We start from the raw sequence: 15,519 nt of genomic DNA on the forward strand, positions 1-15,519 counted from the left end.
GACGATCCGTCCGGAAAGAGCACCGCTGGAGACATCCAATGTGGATGGTCTATCTCGTGTGACGAGGTGATCCAGGCCGTTGATCACGCGGGGGATGCGCCGCAAACCCGGTTCCGGCCGGATTGTTTCGCCTGGTAGAGGGCGGCGTCGGCCCGGCTGACGAGCTCGTCGGCGGTCTCCGAGCCGGTCCAGGCGGCCAGGCCGGCGGAGAAGGTGGCTCGGTCCGGGGTCACCTGGCGCAGGCGGTCCAGGATCTGTGCGGCTTCGCCGGGGCTGACGCCGGGCAGCAGGACGGTGAACTCCTCACCGCCGTAGCGCGCCAAGGTGTCGGTCTCCCGCAGCTGCTCCGACCAGGCGGCACTGGCCTCCTTGAGCAATAGATCACCGGCGGGATGGCCGTGCCGGTCGTTGTAGAGCTTGAAGTGGTCGAGATCGAGGATGCCGACCGTGAGTTGCTCGCCGGTGTAGTGAGCGCTCTCGAGCGCGGCGTTCAGACGCTCGGTCCAGGCCCGGCGGTTGGCCACGCCGGTCAGCGGATCGCGCAGGGACAGCTCGCGCACCTGCCGGGTGGCGCGTTGCGACCTTCGCAGGAGTTGCATGACCCGGACCAATACGAGAGACCAGATGATGGCCGAACTGACGGCGATGGCCTGGCCGTCGGTGACCGGCGGATAGGTGGCCTGCACGAACAGGGTCGCCGGGGCGATGAGCACGGCAACGCCGAGGCCGCCGAACTGCGGCACGCTGACGCCGTCGGCGGCCGCGACGGGCCCGGCCGCTTCCCTGGGGTATCGCGCGGCCCAGCCGAGTAGCGCGATACCGGCCAGGGGCAAGGCCGCCGCGAGGCGAGCGACCCAGGTGGCGTCGATGACGGGCAGGAACTCGGCGATGGTGGGAATCCAGTCGGCCAGCAGGAACAGTCCGAAGGCCGCGGTCATGATGCGTGTGCCCAGGCCGGCCCTCGGCCCGGTCGTTCGCAGCAGCAGGACCGTCGCGCCGAACAGCATCAGGTCCACCACGGCGAAAGCGAGCGGGAAGAACTGCTCGGGCCGGGTCGCGCCGGGCTCGTCGAGCACCGGTTCGACCTGGAGGAGCCAGAACACCAGGCCGATCCCGGCGGTGACGATGAGAGCGTCGACGACCGCGGCCCAGTCCGCTCGCCGTGATGACGTCCGCACCATCAGAATCAGGCCCACCGCCGCGATCAGGGGGCCGGCCAGCTGCAGCAGAGGCGGCACCATACCCGGATCGGTGGCCAGGTCCGCGACCAGGAAGCTCGAACCGGGAACGGCGACCGCAGCCGCGAGGATCGACCAGGGCAGCCAGACGTCGCGGGTGGCTCCGGCGACGCGTTGTTCGATGAGAATCGTGGCGGACGCGGTCCAGGCCAGACCGGTCTGGACGACCGGCAGCCAGAAGCCGATCGGTGGTTGCAGGATCGAGAAGGCCAGGCCGCCCAGAGCCAGCACCGCGAAGAAGCATCGCCACTGCGTCAGCACCCCATCATCAAACAGCCTCTCGGCCCGGGGAATGGGCAAATCGTGCTGGACTGCGCAAATCTGCTACGCGGGCCGGGGTATGCAGTTCGGCGTGGCCGTCGGCGACGAGCTCTGCCAAGTCGAGGTAGTAGCGGCCGGACTCGGTGTGCTCGCCCAGCAGAATGCGCCGGGTGGTGTCCGTGACCAGCGCTGCGCCCAGGGCCACGCCTGATGCCAATTGGGGCCAGCCGCCGATGGTGACGCCGATCTCCGGCAGCGACGCGGACATCCGGGCACTGATGCGTTCACCGTCGACGATGGCCATCAGGATCGGCAGCTTCTCCTCGGCGGTCAGCTCGCCGAGGTCTGCGGCGCGGGTGGAGCCGAGCAGACCGTGCAGGACCGGCCGGTCCGGCTCTCGATCGAAGCGTTCCACATCGAGCATGCCGCGGTCGTTGGTCTCCATGACGACCGGTATGCGCAGCAACCGGGCCCGTTCCCGGATCAGCACCTTCATCTCGAGGTCGTCGCACTCCTCGATGACGAGGTCGAGCCCGGACAGGAAGGTGTCGACATCATCGGCCCGCAGGCCGTCCCGGTAGAGCTCGATGTCGAGCCACGGGTCGATCTCGTACAGGTCACGTGCGGCCAGTACCGTCTTCTCCACGCCCAGGTCGCAGACCGCACCGCGCAACCGATTGAGGTTGGACAGACCGAGCCGGTCGAAGTCAGCCAGTCGGAACGCGCCGCCCACCCCTTCGAGCGCGAGTGTGACGGCAGCCATGTTGCCGACCGACAGGCCGACGATGCCGATCCGGGCCTCGGCCAGTCGACGCTGCTCGGTCTTCGTGATCTTGTATTGGTTGCGGCTGCTGCGCACCTCGCGGAACTCGTCCACCGGCAGCAGGTGGGCCACCTGCCGGCTCCACGGGTAGTGCACCCAGCTGCCGTACTGCTCCGGGTCCTTCCCGCCGAGGTGTTCCCGAACCAGGTGATCCAGGTCGGCGGCGGTCAGCAGGCGATTCGGGTGCCGGATCGTGACGAGTTCACGGAGCTGATCGGCCAGCGTGTCGTACACCTCGTCCGCTTGACCCGTTCGCTCGCCGGTCGCCGCGTCGATCACCACGGGTTGCCAGGTCATGCCGCCTCCCCCTGCGCCTCGAGGGTGGATCGCAGCCGAGCAAGCGTGCGCGTCATCGTCATGGGCACGTCCTGCGCGCTGCCGGCGACGACGCAGAGCGTGTCGGCGAGTTGCGAAGCGTATCGCCGGCCGAATTCCTCGCGCACCTGCATGCCGACCGCGACCGGGACGTGATGCTGGTGGTACCGGGTGCCGGACGTTCCCCAGATCACGGGCCGGCCGATCATCTGGCCGAGGGCGAACGCGCCGAGCATCATCAGCACACCCAGCCCACGACCGCGCCAGGAGGCGGCCACCACCAGCCGCGCACCCTCCAGCACCGATGACTCGCTGACTCGGCATCGGCTCAGCAGGCGGTCGCTCAGCGCGGGGCTCCAGCTCCGGACCCCACTCGTCGGCAACGACTCCAGCGGTGCGAGGGCAAGGCAGGCCACCATCGACTGCTGCGCCGTCGTGCGCAAAACCAGATGGTACGCAGCAACGTCGGCGGGATGCGGATCGATGACACCCTCCTCGGAGGTGTGCAACATGGACGGTGCAACTCTGTCGCGGATCATTGCACCGCGGAAGCACCGCACTTCATCGACCACCGGCGTCCCCGGCCGGTGAACAGTGAGCCCGAGGCCGTCGAGTCGCCGGTCCAGGTCGTGAGCCTCAGCAAGAGCCGATTGCTGAAGTGACATGTTCATCCGGATCTCCTCGACAGTCAGCGGGAGCGAACACCCTTCGATCCATGCTGGCCGAAAGAGAGCCGGCCCACCAGCCGGTCTCGCCCGCGTCGGCGCCGGATCGGCCGGAGGAGCGGGCGGACGGCGGCGCGGACCGGGTCGCAGCCGAGGAATGCAAGGCCGTACTTTGTCGCCCGATTCCCTCAGGTTGATGGTCCGCGGCTCGATGATGCACAAGAGGGAACAACACGGATGAGAGGGAGAGCCGTGCCGCCTGCCGACGGGCCGGACGAGGCTCACACCGCTGCGATCGTGCGAGCCTATGCCCTCGTCGAGGCCTCTCAGGGCGAGGACGCGGCAGATCAAGCCCACGTGGCCGGTGTCGAGGCGGCCGCCCATGGCTGGGACGACGTGCAGGTCCTGGTCCATTTTGCCGCCTCGTTCGTCGCGGCCTACGCCGGCCAGGACGGCTCCGCCCACATCCAGGCAATGGTCGACATCGCGAGCCGGATCGAGGATCCGGCTCTGTACGCCCTGTCGCTCGCCCATACGGCGGCCCGCCGGGTGGAATCCCGCCGGGCTCTGGATGTGACCGAGTCGCCGACGAGCCTGCTGGTGCGTGCCGTCGGGTTGCTCGACGGCTCGACCGCTCCCGTGGTGCACCGCGCGGCCGCCATGATCGAGGTCGCGAACGTGTCGCACGCCCTGGGCCTGTGGGAACTTGCCGCGGAGCAGTACGACATGCTCGCTGAGGCGTTCGGCGAAGACCACGACCCCCGGTGGGGCTCGACCGTCCACCGGCAACGGCGCGCCGTCGCGTTCAACCGGCTCGCCCTGGCCCTCGACTGGGCGAGCGAGGAGGCGGCCCTCGGTGACTGGGCCGCGGCCGGGGCCCGCGCCGCCGCGAACCTGCCCGTCAGCCTCGAGGCCGTCGATGCCGACTGGCCGCCGAGTTGGGTGTCCGACTACCAGGGTCACCTGAGTCTCCTGGCCGCCCTGGCCGGGTCGTCCGGCAGCTCGCACTGCGAACCGGGCCCGCAGCCAGACGACGCCAACGCCGCCACGATCATCGCCGTCAGCGCAGCCATCCAGGCGGCCCGGAACGGACAGACACATCTCGCGGCCCGGCTGGCCGACGGCCACGCCGAGCGGGTCAACAATGAACTCATGCCGGCGAGCACGCGGCTGCTGTGCATGAACATCGCCGCCCGGCAGCCGGGCACGCCGGCCGTCGCCATCGCCTACGCCGACGAACTCGTGACGCTGCGCTGGAACGCCCGCATCAACCAGATGATCGGCGTGCGGGACGCGATCGCCGTCGAGCGCCGGCGCCGCGAACACGAGCAGCTACGCCACCAGGTCCTCGTCGACGACCTGACCGGACTCGCCAACCGGCGCGGCTACCAGGCCTACCTGACCGGCCTGCAGCAACCGGCGATCAAGGAAACGGACGACAAGCAGGACGACTACGCGGTCATGATGATCGACGTGGACCATTTCAAGGGCGTCAACGACACCTTCGGACATGACGTCGGCGATGTCGTCCTCACCCGGATCGCGCAGGTGCTTGCCGTGAACGTGCGCCCGGTGGACCTCGCCGCCCGGCTCGGCGGCGACGAGTTCGTGGTGATCCTGGCCGACGTCGGACCGGACGTCCCCGAAGCACGGGCCCAGGCGATCCTCGATGCCGTCCGCAGGCACCCGTGGGAGGAGGTCGCGGCCGGCCTCACCGTGTCGATCAGCATCGGCGTGCACCGCGGCGGCCGCCAGGAACTACCCGCCCTGCTCACTGACGCCGACCGCAAGCTCTACCACGCCAAGCAAGAAGGTCGCGGACGAGTGGCCGGCCGCGCCGCGCGCTGACAAATGTGACAGGCCTTCTAGTTCCTGCCGGCGACGATGTCACGGGTCACGGCAGCCTGTTCGGTGAGCACACCGCTGATCATGGTCTGAGTCTCGTTGATCCGATCCACGATGACGCGGATTTCCTGCAGCGCCTCGACGACCACTCCGGCGTCGCCTTGAATGGTCGCGATGAGGGACCCCACGTCCTCCGTGGCCTTGGCGGTGCTCTGTGCCAGGTCTTTCACCTCACTGGCCACCACAGCGAAGCCCTTCCCGGCCGCGCCGGCACGAGCCGCCTCGATCGTGGCGTTGAGCGCCAGCAGATTGGTCTGATCCGCGATGCTGTTGATGACGGCGACGACGGTGCCCACCTCAGCGCTCGACCGCGACAGACTGGCCACCGACTCGTTCGCGTCCGCTGTCAGCGTCTGCGCCTGGCTCGCCACGGCGGTGGCTTGCAGGACATTGCGCTCCGCCTCTTCGATCGATGTGGTGAGCTCGGCGCCGGCCATGCTGATGCGCGTGGTCTCCTGGATACGCTGTAGCGCTTGAGACACCGTGAAGGCGGTGTTGCGCAGTGCGTCCGTTCTGCTGGGCGTCAGCTGCATGACGTCGGTGGAGAAGAAGTCCATGGTTCCGATGACTGACCCGTGCACGATCAGTGGCAGCGAGACACCGGATCTGACGCCGTCCTTCTGTGCAGCCGGCGCCCGGACACAGTCAGTCATCTCTCCCAGGTCACGGACGTAGACCATGTCCCTGGCCCGCCAGGTGCGGCCCGCGAGTCCCACACCTTCGGCAAAGGTCGCTTCTCGAGTGATGCGACGGAAGTCCTCGCCGGTGTGTCCGGACTCCAACACGAAACGTAGGACCTTCTTCTCGGGATCAACTGCCCAATAGGAGCCGTACGCCCAGCCGAATTCCTCTCTGATGGTCTCCAGGGCTCGCCCCGTGGCTTCCTCGGCGGTTGTCGCGACCGACAGGTCTCGCAGGACGCTGTTAACGGCGGTGAGGTCGGCCGCCGCCGCATCCTGCTTCTCACTGTCGGAGATGCGCTCCAAAGCCTGCGACACCAGCAGACCCACCGCTCGCAGGGCGCCAAGGCGTTGATCGGACAGTTCCAAACTGTCGGTGGAGAAGAAATCCATGGTGGCGACGACGGCTCCGCGCTCGAGCAGCGGAAAGCACACACCGCTCCTGACGCCGGTCTGCTGAGCGACCGGCGCCCGCACACAGTCGGTCACTTCCCCCAGGTCACGGACGAAGACGAGGTCTTTCGAACGCCAAGCTCGTCCGGAAAGGCCCTCGCCCTCCGCGAAGGAGGCCGCCAGCGTAACCCGCCGGAAGTCGTCGCTGACGCTTCCCGACTCGGCGACGAAATGCAGTTTCCCATCGTCCGGAACAATCCGCCAGTAAGACCCGTAGGCCCACCCGAAGCTTTCCCTGACAGCGGTCATTGCCGACGCGATGGTATCGATCGAAGAATCCGCCTTGTCCAGCGCCTTCAGTACCGCCATGATGGCGTCGGTGTTCGCTCTCGCCTCGGCGACAGCCTCCAGCGCTTCGTGTTCTGACCCACGACGTCGAAGCCGAGTACGCATCAATATCTGACCTTTCGAAGGGCTGGCACCCAGGCACATTGTCGTGGAAGATGTTGTGTCACCACTATCGCAAACAGACACGAAATCAGCGGTCGATCTCGAACGATCGGACAATTTCGGTGTCGACGTATCTGGGCATCCCTCGGGCGCGCAGCCGCGGCGTCACACTGCAAACGTATGACCGCATCGCAGACGGGTACTGTTGCGTGATGGCCAACGCGCGCAAGCCGCCGCCGGAGGCGGCTCGCCCCGTCGTGACCATGCGCGATATCGCCGCCGCGGCGGCGGTGTCGCAAAGCACCGTCTCTCGGGTGCTGAACGGCACGGAGACGCAGGTGCCGATCGCCGAGCGGACACGCAAGCGCGTGATCGAGGCGTCCCGCCAGCTCGGCTACCGGCCCAACCCACTGGCACGCGGCCTGCGCGGCGCCTCCACCAACCTCATCGGCGCGGTGGTCCGTGACTTCAGCGATCCGTTCTTCGCCGAGGCCATCGAGGCATTGGTCAAGGAGTCGATGGCGCACGGTTACAACATCGTCCTCGGCCACGTCCACCCACGGCTCGAGGAGGCGACCCCGCTCACGTCGGTCCTCGAGACCCGCCATATCGACGCCGTCGTTCTGCTGGGCGACCTGCGGGTCCACCCAGAGCTGCTGGCCGACCTGCGCGCCTCGCAAGTGCCGGTCGTGGGGTTGTGGCAGGGCACCAGCCAGCTCGAGTTCCCGAGCGCCGACACCGACGACCGGGCCGGGATCCGGGCCGGGCTGCAACACCTCACCGACCTCGGCCACCGCCGGATCGCGTTTCTCAGCGCCGAGCTGCCCGGCGAATTCTGGGTCCGCGAGGTCGCGTATGCCGACTTCATGCGCGAGCGGTTCGACGGCGTCCCCGAAGGTTACGTTCAGCGCTCCCCCAACACTCTCGCCGGCGGCGACGCGGCTCTGCGCCGGCTGATGGCGCTCGCCGAACCACCGACGGCGGTCGCCACCTCGACCGACCTGCTCGCGGTCGGCGTTCTCCACGCGGCGCACAGCCTCGGAGCGACCGTGCCGGAGCACCTGTCGGTCGTCGGATTCGACGATATTCTGATCTCCAGTCACACCGTGCCCGCCCTGACCACGTCTCGGATGCCGACGGCACAGCTGGTGAGCTACGCGATCAACCTCGCGGTCGATCTCTCCCGTGACCCCGAGGCCCCCCGCGGTCCGAGTCTGCAGATCTTCGAGCCCAACCTCGTCGTACGCGACTCGACATCGCATCCCTTCCGCGGCTAGGCCCAGCTACCAGCTATTCCAGCTAGCGGGGCAGCCACACTCGCATTCCGCCGTCGCCCCGGTTGGCCCATGTGTAGTACGGAATCGCCGGCACCGTCGTTCGGGACCCGGCCACGGCCGCCGGCACGTCGATGCCGACAACGCCGTCGCCCAGGTCGGGCCTGGGTGTTTCGGACACCGCGCCGTCCGAGTCGTATCGCACGTCCTCGAGCGGCACTCCGTTCCCCAGGTCGGCCGACTCGATGCAGTAGACGATCGGTCCTCGCTCGAAGGCCACGCAGCCACGAACCGCGTCGACACGCGGGTGCGGCTCGACCAGTCGCACCGGGAGTTCGAGGTCGAGGATGACGCGGTCGCCCGCCCGCCAGGTGCGGCTGCGGGTCGCGTAGCCGGTGGTCACCGCCTCCGCCGGGCCGTCGCCGACGCTCAGCGTCGCCGAGCGGCACCAGCCGGGCACCCGCAGCGACAGCGCCCAAGGACGCTCCGGCGTCCTGACGACAGTGACGACGATCTTGCCGTCCCACGGGTAGCCGGTTGCGATGGTCAGCTCCATATCGGACGTACGAAGGCCCGCGTTGGCGTACTGATGCACCTGCACGCCGGCGCCGTCGGTCGTCAGGACGTACTGCTCCCAGGTGCTGAGCATCCGCATGAGGTTGGGCGGGCAGCATGCGCACGCCTGCCACGGTGCCCGCTTGCCGTCGCCGGCGGTATCGGAGGCGCGATGTGTGCGCCGTTGAAGCGGGTTGACGTAGAAGAACTCCGTTCCCGACCGGGACAGGCTGGGAAGCACACCGTTGAACATCACCCGTTCGATGTCGTCGGCATAGCCGGGTTCACCGGTGGCGAGCAGCAGGCGCCAGCCGAGCATGACCTCGGCGATGGACGCGCAGGTTTCCGCGTACGCCCGGTCCGGCGGCAACTCGTACGGGTCGCCGAACGCCTCGTCGCGGTGCCGGCTGCCCACACTGCCGGTGAGATAACGGCGGGTCCGGATCATGTCCTCCCACCGATGCCGCACCGCGGCGAGCAGGTCCTTGTCGTCGCGTTGGACGGCGACGTCGACCGCGCCGCAGTCGAGGTAGAGCTGGCGCACGCTGTGGCCGGCGACCTCGGCGGCCTCCCGCACGGGCAGGTGATCCTGCCAGTACGCCGAACCGAAGCGGCCCTCGCCGAGGATGCCGTGACCGCGCAGGTCGAGCATCCGCGCGGCGAACCTGAGATGCGACTCGTCGCCGGTCACTCGGGTCAGCTCGACGAGCGCCATCTCGATCCCCGGGTGCCCGTCGACTCCGGGGGCACCGCCCGGGCCGAGCGCTCGATCGGCGTGCGCGACCGCGCGGAGCGCGATGTCGAGGAGCCGGTCGTCGCCTTGCGCGCGGTGCCAAGCGACGGCGGCCTGCACCAGGTGGCCGAGGCAGTAGAGCTCGTGCCCCCACGCCAGGTCGGTGTACGGCTGACCGCCGAGCACGGTCACGAAGCTGTTGAGGTAGCCGTCGTGACGCTGGGCGCGGGCCACGATGCCGATCGCCTCGTTCGCGGCGGCGCGCAGCCCGACGTCGTCGTCGCGGCCGAGCTCCCAGCCCACCGCCTCGAGCCATTTGTAGACGTCGGAGTCGAGAAACGGCAGCACGGCGCCACTCGTGTCGCCGCTGGCCCGGTAGGTGCCGCTGCGCCCCGCCGCAATGTGGAGGTTGCCCAGCGTGCCGGCGGCGCGGAGCCGGTCGAAGCCGTGCGGGATCGTCCGCTCCCGATTGGTCCGCAGCCGGTCGGCCCAGAATCCACCGTGGACGGTGATATCGGCGGCGCCGACCGGCCGGAGTGCGGACGTGGCGCCCGGCGACGGGCGGACGCAGGTGGCGTGAGCGATCCCATCGGCGATCATTTGACTGCTCCACTCATCAGACCCGATACGTAGAAGCGCTGGAGAAGGAGATAGAAGGCGACGCAAGGGATGATCGAGATGGTGATGCCGGCCTGCAGCATCCCCCAGTCGGTGCCGCCGAGGCTGGTCTCGGTGCGTGCCGCGGCGAGCACGAGCGGAAGCGTGAAGGACGAGCCCTTGCTCATCATCACGAGAGCACCCAGAAACTCGTTCCACGACATGATGAACGCGAATAGCGCGACGGTGACGATCGCCGGCTTCGTCGCGGGCAGGAAGACCTTACGCAGCGCCTGGAACGACGAGGCACCATCCATGATGGCTGCTTCCTCGAGCTCGCGCGGCACTGCGGCCAAGCTGTTGCGCAGCACGTACAGGCTGAACGGCAGCTGAATTGCGGTGTGCACGACCGCCAGACCGACGAGCTTGTTGGTGAGGCCCAGCTCGGCGAACATCAGGAACATCGGCGTCAGCAGCGCTTGGTACGGCACGATGAGCGCGAGGATCAGCACCACGAAGATGACTTCCTTGACCGGCACCGGGAACCTGGCCAATGCGTACGCGGCCGGCACGGTCAGCAGGAGGGTGAACACGATCGTGAGCGCCGCCGTGCCGAAACTGTTGAGCAGATATGTGGGCAACCCCTGCTGGTAGCTCCAGAGCCGCTGGTAGCTGTCGAGACTGAACACGTCGGGCAGGTACGTGGGCGGCGAGGCGGCCGATTCTGCTGTCGGCTTGACCGAGGCGAGCATTGACGCGACCAGCGGCAGCAGCGTGATCGTGCACAGCGCGACGCAGAGCGCGCCGACCAGGTAGCGGGTCCGCCCGGCTCGTGTCGCGCTCACGAGTGACTCCGCCGAGCCAGGAGCAACTGGACGACCGTGAAGGCGAGAATCGTGAGCGCCAGCACCATCGACAGGGCCGCGCCGTATCCCAGCTTGAGGTACGGGAACGAGTTGAGGTACACGAAGAAGACGGAGGTGGCCGTCTCGTTCTGCGGTTGGCCCGCGGTCATGATGTAGAACTGGTCGAACGCCAGCAGCGACCCGATCACGCTCAGCAGGGTGACCAGCAGCACCGTTCGCAACGTGAGCGGCAGCAGGATCCGGGTCACGCGCTGCCGGTAGGACGCGCCGTCGACCATGCTCGCCTCCGTGACCTCAGACGGAACCGCCTGGATGGCGCCGACGAACAGCACCATGCCGAAGCCGATCACCTTCCACACCACCGATACGATGATGGCCAGATTGGAACGGTCGGCATCGACGCCCAGCCACACGATCGGCGAGTTGATCAGACCTGAATCCATCAGCACCTTGTTGACGAATCCGAAGTCGGTGCTGAACAGCCAATACCACAGCAGGCTCGAGACGCCGAGCCCGATGACGACCGGCGTGAACACCACCGTCCGGGTGATCCGCCGCAGCGGGGAGTTCGACGCGGTCAGCAGCGCGAGCAGGTAGCCGCCGACAATGAGGATCGGCGTGATGATCAGCGTGTACTTGAAGGTGAAGCCGAGCGACACCCAGAACTGCCGGTCCTCGAACGCCTGCCGATAGTTGTCGAGCCCGACCCAGCGCGGCGGCGAGATGAGCGACCAGTTGTGGAACGACATCCAGACCATCCGCCCGAGCGGATAGACAGTGAAGGCGAGGACGAACAGCAACGCCGGGCTGAGGTAGGCCAATCCGATCCATCGGCTCCGTGAACGCTGGCGCACCGCCGCCCTCCCTTCGTACCGCTCCCTTCCGGCGCGATCGCTCAACCTTGCGAAGCGATCTTCTTCATCGCGGTCTTGGCGTCGGCGATGATCGTGTCCAGACTGTCGTCGGTGTAGTACGCCCGTTGCAGCATCTGCAGCCACGGACCCTGCGGTGAGTTGATCTGCTCGAAGAAGGTCAGGGTGTACGGCGTCCGCCCGATCTCGAGCGCCTTGGCGACGTCCTGCACGAGCGGCTCGGCCTGGAAGTACTTGTTGTCCACCATGTCGGTGCGCGTGGTGAGGTTCAGCGCCTTTGCGTACACCTCGACCTGCACCTCGTCGGACAGCAGGAACTTCATGAAGTTGACCGCGTCGGCCACTCGCTCGCTGCCCTTGGGGACGACGACGAGGTCGCCGCCGATGAAGGAGCCGGACGAGCCGGCCGTGACGCCCGGAAGCGGAGCGATGCCGAACTTCATCTTCGGGTTCTGCTGCCGGGCCAGCGTGATGTTGAAGTTGCCGGTGCCCATCATGCCGACCTTGCCGGACCCGAACTGCAGGTGGAAGGTTTCACCGTTCTCGGCCCGGTCGCCCGCGTGGACGTTGCCGGCTTTGACCATGTCGCGTGCGAACTGAAGCACCTGCTTGACGCCGTCGCCGGTCAGCGGCTCGTCGCCGGCGTTGATCGCCTCGATCTTCGCGCCGGACGCCCACATCAGCGGGCCGACGGTGAAGATGTTGCAGCCGGCGCAGTTGCCGGGCAGGTAGTAACCCTTGACGTCGCCACCCAAGGCGGAGATCTTGCCGGCGTACTCGCTCAGCTCGGCGAGACTCGTCGGCGGCTTCTCCGGGTCGAGGCCGGCCCGCGAGAATAGATCTTTGTTGTAGAACAGGGCGGACACGTCCGCGTACAGGGGCACGCCATAGAGCCGGTCCTCGAACGTCGCGACGGTCATGTGGCCCTTGCTCGCGGCCCGGAGCTCCGGCCACTCCTTGATCCGGTCGGTGAGGTCGACCAGTTGCTGGGCCTTCTCGAACTGCGGTGCGTAGATCAGGTCCATGCCCATGAGGTCGGGAACCTCGCCGGACGCGATGCCCTGGGCAATCTTGCCGACCATCTCGGTGTGCGGGATATAGGTCAGATTGATCTTGCAGGTGGGGTTCTTCGTGTTCCAGGCCTCGACGAGCAGGTCGACCATCTGCTTGTTGCCGCCCGAACGCTCCCACATCGTGATGTCGCCGGTGGTGGCGCAGGACGTCGTGGCGGGCGTAATGGCCTCGGCAACGGTCGGCTCGCCGGCGGATTCGCAGGCGCCGACGAGCGTCAGAGTGAAAGCGGCAGCCAAGGCCGGCCCAAGGGATCGGATTCGCACTTCATGCCTCCTCTTCGTCGAGGGACACCCGGATGACCTGACGATGCGGACGACCACCTTCGGCTCCGGGTTACGGGCACGCTACCCCCTACCGCATACGTTTGCAGGCATTCGATTTCAGACTGTGCATTTTGGCGACGTTGACCGGTCGCCGGGTCGGTTCTAGCCTGGCCCGAACAGCGGCGGACGACCGCGCACAACTGATTGCACCGACCGACTCGAGGCGCTCGAGCGGCTCTCCAGTGCGCGCTACCCGGTCCCGCCCGCGAGGCGTGGCCCTGACTTCCACTCCCGTAGCCCCGCCTTGCCGCCGACCCTCGTACCGGCGGCCGCCAGTTGCGAAGGACATCCGATGAGCAACGTGCACCCCGCGGTCGAACACGCTCTGGAAACCGTCCCGCTCAACGCTCTCACCCGCCGCCGGCTGCTCCGCGGCACCGGCCTGTTCAGCGCAGCGCTCGCCGCATCGGCATTGACCGTCGCAGGCTGCAGCGAGCAGGCCACCGTCGCCGGCGCCATCGGCAACTTCCCCAAGACCCCGTCATGGAAGTTCGGCTTCATCTGCCACGTGACCACGAATCCGTTCTTCACGCCCACCCAGTACGGCGCGGAGGACGCGTGCAAGCTGCTCGGCGTCCAATACCAGTGGACCGGCTCGATCAACTCGGTGGTGGCCGAGATGGTCGACGCCACCAACACAGCCATCTCCGCCAAGGCCGACGGCATCGCGCTCGCCGTCGTCGACAAGAACGCGTTCCGCGCACCTGTGAACCAGGCGCTCGATGCCGGCATCCCGGTCGTGTCGTTCAACGCTGACGGCGCGCGCGAAGACCCTGGCACCAACCGCCTCGCGTACATCGGTCAGGGCCTCTACGAGTCCGGCTACGAGCTCGGCCGGCGGGCGCTGACCCAGCTGGACTCCGGCGATGTCGCCGGCTTCATCGCGACGCCCGGCCAGCTCAACATCCAGCCCCGCATCGACGGCGCGCAACAGGCATTCAAGGACTCCGGCAAGCCCGTCACGTTCACTCCGGTCGCCACGAACGCCGACATCACCCAGGGTCTGTCCATCATCGACGCATACGTGCAGGGCCATCCGAACCTGGCCGGACTGCTCGCCGTCGACGCCGGCTCGACGCAGAGCGTGGGGCAGACCGTGGCCAAGTACAAGCTGCGCGACAAGGGCCTCAAGGTGGCCGGCGGCTTCGACCTCGTGCCGGAGACGCTCGCCGGGATCAAGAGCGGCAACCTCGACTACACCATCGACCAGCAGCCGTACCTGCAGGGCTTCCTGCCGGTGCTCGCCCTGTACCTCTTCAAACTGACCGGCGGACTGCTGTTCCCGACGCAGACCAACACCGGCCTGCTGTTCGTCACGAAGGACAACGTCGACCCGTACCAGAACACCAAGACCCGGTACGAGGGCTCCGACACGGCGGTGAAGCTCGTCGAGCGCACCGGCCCGATCGCCCATCCCTGACGGGCCGGGCCATGGGCATCGACACGGGCACTCCAACGGCCGACCGGCCGGCGCCGGCACGGGCGGCCGGCCTGCCGCGCCGCGGCTGGGACGCCTTCCTGCGGCGGCGGGAGGCCAGCGTTCTGATCGTCGCGATCGGGCTCGTCGTGTATTTCCAGACCTCGACGCCGCTGTTTCTGACGATGGACAACCTGCGCAACATCGCTCAGGCGACCGCGCCGACCGCGATCGTCGCCGTGGGCATCGTGTTCCTTCTCGTCAGCGGCGAGATCGACGTCTCGGTGGGCATGGTGGCGGCGCTCGCGCCGTACCTCATGCACTACGCCATCGACTTCTACGGCATTCCGGCCATCCCGGCGATCCTCGCGGCGCTCACGATCGCGGCCGTGATCGGCCTCGCCAACGGGCTGATCACGACCATGCTCCGAGTGCCCTCGTTCGTCACCACGCTAGGCATGTTCTACCTGCTGTACGGCATCCTGCTGACCACCTCGCGGGCCTACCCGGTGCCGATCCCCGAGCCGGTGAAAGGCACCATTCAGAACTGGGTCGGCGCCGGAGACTGGGCGACGCTCGGCTGGTGCCTGCTCGTCGTGGCGGTCTTCCATGTCGTCCTGACCCGGACCCGCTGGGGCCTGCACACCATCTCGGTGGGCGGCAATCTGCACGGCGCCACCGAAGCCGGCATCCGCGTCAACCGCGTGAAGATCGGCAACTTCATGCTCGTCAGCCTGCTCGGTGCGATGGCCGGCCTGATGGAAGCCTTTCGCATCAACTCGATCGACCCCAACATCGGCGGCGGCACCCGCATCACGTTCACCGCGATCGCGGCCGCGGTGATCGGCGGCACCGCGCTCGCGGGCGGCTCGGGGACCGTGATCGGGGCGCTGCTCGGCATGTTGGTGCTCGCGATGCTGCAGAACGGGTTCAACCTCATCGGCGTGAGCGCCAACCCGTTCTTCCTCATCCAGGGCATCGCCATCCTCGTGTCAATGATCGCCAACCAGTACCTGTCCCGTCTCCGCCGCGCGGGAAAAGCCTGAACGAACCGGTCCCTATCTGTGAGGGGAGCAAG

The 15,519-nt window shown here is 67.6% G+C and carries 12 protein-coding genes; 4 read left to right on the forward strand and 8 right to left on the reverse strand.

The window, feature by feature from the left end; genetic code table 11:
* Positions 1-83: 83 nt before the first annotated feature.
* Genes ACZ6TI_RS27000 through ACZ6TI_RS27010 form a run of 3 tightly spaced genes read right to left on the reverse strand, consistent with a single transcriptional unit; the run spans position 84 to position 3,308 of the window.
* The gene (locus ACZ6TI_RS27000; protein ID WP_465347940.1) at positions 84-1,499 is read right to left on the reverse strand and encodes a GGDEF domain-containing protein; all 1,416 of its coding nucleotides are present in this window, start codon (positions 1,497-1,499) and stop codon (positions 84-86) included.
* Between the two features lie 7 nt (positions 1,500-1,506).
* Positions 1,507-2,619 carry a ThiF family adenylyltransferase gene (locus tag ACZ6TI_RS27005; protein WP_465347941.1) on the reverse strand — a complete coding sequence of 371 codons (1,113 nt, stop codon included), beginning with the start codon at positions 2,617-2,619 and terminating at the stop codon, positions 1,507-1,509.
* A complete protein-coding gene (locus ACZ6TI_RS27010) occupies positions 2,616-3,308 on the reverse strand; it encodes a hypothetical protein (RefSeq protein ID WP_465347942.1) in 693 nt (230 codons plus the stop codon). The genes ACZ6TI_RS27005 and ACZ6TI_RS27010 overlap by 4 nt, the downstream gene beginning before the upstream one ends.
* Positions 3,309-3,599: 291 nt before the next feature.
* On the opposite strand from ACZ6TI_RS27010, the gene ACZ6TI_RS27015 reads away from it, so the two are divergent.
* On the forward strand, positions 3,600-5,150 hold the full coding sequence (locus ACZ6TI_RS27015; protein WP_465347943.1) for a sensor domain-containing diguanylate cyclase: 1,551 nt from the start codon (positions 3,600-3,602) through the stop codon (positions 5,148-5,150).
* Positions 5,151-5,167: 17 nt separating this feature from the next.
* Here ACZ6TI_RS27015 and ACZ6TI_RS27020 read toward each other — a convergent pair whose 3' ends face one another.
* A complete protein-coding gene (locus tag ACZ6TI_RS27020) occupies positions 5,168-6,649 on the reverse strand; it encodes a GAF domain-containing protein (protein WP_465347944.1) in 1,482 nt (493 codons plus the stop codon).
* Between the two features lie 293 nt (positions 6,650-6,942).
* Here ACZ6TI_RS27020 and ACZ6TI_RS27025 point away from each other — a divergent pair, with 293 nt between their 5' ends.
* Positions 6,943-8,007, forward strand: a complete 1,065-nt coding sequence (locus tag ACZ6TI_RS27025) for a LacI family DNA-binding transcriptional regulator (RefSeq protein WP_465347945.1) — start codon at positions 6,943-6,945, stop codon at positions 8,005-8,007.
* A 22-nt stretch (positions 8,008-8,029) separates the two neighbouring features.
* Here ACZ6TI_RS27025 and ACZ6TI_RS27030 read toward each other — a convergent pair whose 3' ends face one another.
* Genes ACZ6TI_RS27030 through ACZ6TI_RS27045 form a run of 4 tightly spaced genes read right to left on the reverse strand, consistent with a single transcriptional unit; the run spans position 8,030 to position 12,964 of the window.
* Positions 8,030-9,892: a glycoside hydrolase family 127 protein gene (locus ACZ6TI_RS27030; protein ID WP_465347946.1), complete on the reverse strand. Its 1,863-nt coding sequence runs from the start codon at positions 9,890-9,892 to the stop codon at positions 8,030-8,032.
* A complete protein-coding gene (locus ACZ6TI_RS27035; protein ID WP_465347947.1) occupies positions 9,889-10,734 on the reverse strand; it encodes a carbohydrate ABC transporter permease in 846 nt (281 codons plus the stop codon). Before ACZ6TI_RS27035 ends, ACZ6TI_RS27030 begins: the two co-directional genes overlap by 4 nt.
* The gene (locus tag ACZ6TI_RS27040; protein ID WP_465347948.1) at positions 10,731-11,609 is read right to left on the reverse strand and encodes a carbohydrate ABC transporter permease; all 879 of its coding nucleotides are present in this window, start codon (positions 11,607-11,609) and stop codon (positions 10,731-10,733) included. The genes ACZ6TI_RS27035 and ACZ6TI_RS27040 overlap by 4 nt, the downstream gene beginning before the upstream one ends.
* A gap of 41 nt (positions 11,610-11,650) precedes the next feature.
* Positions 11,651-12,964, reverse strand: a complete 1,314-nt coding sequence (locus tag ACZ6TI_RS27045) for an ABC transporter substrate-binding protein (RefSeq protein ID WP_465347949.1) — start codon at positions 12,962-12,964, stop codon at positions 11,651-11,653.
* A gap of 352 nt (positions 12,965-13,316) precedes the next feature.
* Between ACZ6TI_RS27045 and ACZ6TI_RS27050 the strand changes: the two genes are divergently transcribed.
* Positions 13,317-14,444 (forward strand): substrate-binding domain-containing protein, encoded by a 1,128-nt coding sequence (locus ACZ6TI_RS27050; RefSeq protein WP_465347950.1) that lies wholly within the window; start codon positions 13,317-13,319, stop codon positions 14,442-14,444.
* A gap of 11 nt (positions 14,445-14,455) precedes the next feature.
* Positions 14,456-15,487 carry an ABC transporter permease gene (locus ACZ6TI_RS27055; RefSeq protein ID WP_465347951.1) on the forward strand — a complete coding sequence of 344 codons (1,032 nt, stop codon included), beginning with the start codon at positions 14,456-14,458 and terminating at the stop codon, positions 15,485-15,487.
* Positions 15,488-15,519: the final 32 nt, after the last annotated feature.

The sequence above is a fragment of the Actinoplanes sp. NPDC051388 genome (assembly GCF_055586225.1).